General features: G+C 54.4%; 1 rRNA gene. It reads right to left on the bottom strand.

What is annotated here, in order from left to right:
* Positions 1-51: 51 nt before the first annotated feature.
* Positions 52-1,594: ribosomal RNA gene (locus tag BM329_RS13870) — 16S ribosomal RNA — on the bottom strand.
* Positions 1,595-1,744: the final 150 nt, after the last annotated feature.

The following is a 1,744-nucleotide window of genomic DNA, read 5'->3' as shown; positions in this document are numbered from 1 at the left end:
CATTTCATCAGACAATCTGTGTGAGCACTTCACAATACTGCGCTCGTTTGGTAAGGAGGTGATCCAACCGCAGGTTCCCCTACGGTTACCTTGTTACGACTTCACCCCAGTCATGAATCACAAAGTGGTCAGCGCCCTCCCGAAGGTTAAGCGGCCGGCTTCTTTTGCAACCCACTCCCATGGTGTGACGGGCGGTGTGTACAAGGCCCGGGAACGTATTCACCGTAGCATGCTGATCTACGATTACTAGCGATTCCGACTTCATGGAGTCGAGTTGCAGACTCCAATCCGGACTACGACAGACTTTATGAGTTCCGCTTGCTCTCGCGAGGTCGCTTCTCTTTGTATCTGCCATTGTAGCACGTGTGTAGCCCTACTCGTCAGGGCCATGATGACTTGACGTCATCCCCACCTTCCTCCGGTTTATCACCGGCAGTCTCCCTTGAGTTCCCACCATCACGTGCTGGCAACAAAGGATAAGGGTTGCGCTCGTTGCGGGACTTAACCCAACATTTCACAACACGAGCTGACGACAGCCATGCAGCACCTGTCTCAGCGTTCCCGAAGGCACTCCTCTATCTCTAAAGGATTCGCCGGATGTCAAGAGTAGGTAAGGTTCTTCGCGTTGCATCGAATTAAACCACATGCTCCACCGCTTGTGCGGGCCCCCGTCAATTCATTTGAGTTTTAACCTTGCGGCCGTACTCCCCAGGCGGTCGATTTAACGCGTTAGCTCCGGAAGCCACGCCTCAGGGGCACAACCTCCAAATCGACATCGTTTACCGCGTGGACTACCAGGGTATCTAATCCTGTTTGCTCCCCACGCTTTCGCACCTGAGCGTCAGTCTTCGTCCAGGGGGCCGCCTTCGCCACCGGTATTCCTCCACATCTCTACGCATTTCACCGCTACACGTGGAATTCTACCCCCCTCTACGAGACTCCAGCCAACCAGTCTTAGATGCCGTTCCCGGGTTAAGCCCGGGGATTTCACATCTAACTTAATTGACCGCCTGCGTGCGCTTTACGCCCAGTAATTCCGATTAACGCTTGCACCCTCCGTATTACCGCGGCTGCTGGCACGGAGTTAGCCGGTGCTTCTTCTGCGGGTAACGTCAATCGTCAGCCGTATTAACGCTTACGCCTTCCTCCCCGCTGAAAGTACTTTACAACCCGAAGGCCTTCTTCATACACGCGGCATGGCTGCATCAGGCTTGCGCCCATTGTGCAATATTCCCCACTGCTGCCTCCCGTAGGAGTCTGGGCCGTGTCTCAGTCCCAGTGTGGCTGGTCATCCTCTCAGACCAGCTAGGGATCGTCGCCTAGGGGGGCCGTTACCCCGCCTACTAGCTAATCCCATCTGGGTTCATCCGATGGCGTGAGGCCCGAAGGTCCCCCACTTTGCTCCCCAGAGGTCATGCGGTATTAGCCACCGTTTCCAGTGGTTATCCCCCTCCATCGGGCAGATCCCCAGACATTACTCACCCGTCCGCCGCTCGCCGGCAAGGAAGCACGCTTCCTCCCGCTGCCGCCCGACTTGCATGTGTTAGGCCTGCCGCCAGCGTTCAATCTGAGCCATGATCAAACTCTTCAATTAAAGGCTTGATGCTCAAAGAATTAAACTGTTCATTCATAATGAATTAACTGTTGTTCACTCTTCAAGACTTGGTTATCTTTTTCGCCTTTCGGCGTGAGATACAGTCCTGCGAGTGCCCACACAGATTGTCTGATTAAGTTGTTAAAGAGC

Origin of the sequence: Xenorhabdus koppenhoeferi (genome assembly GCF_900116635.1) — a bacterium.
GTDB lineage: Bacteria > Pseudomonadota > Gammaproteobacteria > Enterobacterales > Enterobacteriaceae > Xenorhabdus > Xenorhabdus koppenhoeferi.
Note: the sequence above shows the minus strand (reverse complement) of the source record. Positions and strands in the feature narration are given on the sequence as shown.